This window comes from Paenibacillus pseudetheri (genome assembly GCF_924513355.1).
In the GTDB taxonomy this organism is placed as follows: Bacteria; Bacillota; Bacilli; order Paenibacillales; family Paenibacillaceae; genus Paenibacillus_AQ; species Paenibacillus_AQ pseudetheri.
In genome coordinates, this window is the sequence record NZ_CAKMAB010000103.1 from 1 (window position 1) to 670 (window position 670).

Consider the following 670-nt stretch of genomic DNA (forward strand, 5'->3'; position numbering starts at 1 on the left):
ATTTTGGTTCCGTCCAGAAAGTAATGCTCCAAAGAAACATATTTTTCGTCAGCCAGAAACTGAAGCACGGCGGTAAATACCGTCTCTAGGACGCTTTTCATCCGCTGGGAACGGAAGCGATTCAAGGTGCGGAAGTCTGGCTGTTGCCGTCCGGCCAGCCACATAAAGAGGATGTTCTCCCGAACGGATTTGGCGATTTGGCGAGATGAATAGATACGCTGAGTGTAGGCATAAATGATAACTTTGGTAAGCATCTTGGGGTGATAGCTGTCGCGTCCACCGCCGGGATAAGCGGCGTTAAAGATGGAATCGTCTAGCCGATTCACGGCTGCGTTAACGACACGAACGAGATGGTTTGCTGGAATATCTTCTTCTAAATCCATTGGCAGGCAAAGTTGGTCCATGGTATATTGAATGTACAAAAGAAACCTCTCCTTTGAAGTGGCTGGCTGGTACCTCCATTTTACCAAAGGATGGTTTCTTTTTTTGGTGTTTTTTAAAGATTGTAGATCCACTTCTCGCTTAAACAGCGGAGAGGACGGACTGATTGTGGAAAAGCGGTAGCGTTCGCCTTGGTCTCCGGATTTTCACCGCAAAGGGGAATGAAAAAAATCTGGAGAGCACAGCGATTGGAACAACGGTCCGTTCGCGGAGCGTCCTCTCAAAGCGC

General features: G+C 48.1%; 1 protein-coding gene. It reads right to left on the reverse strand.

Translation table 11 applies throughout. The features are described from left to right. The coding region (locus L1028_RS31080; RefSeq protein WP_423803113.1) for a transposase at positions 1–422 on the reverse strand (422 nt) is incomplete at its 3' end. Between the last annotated feature and the right edge of the window lie 248 nt (positions 423–670).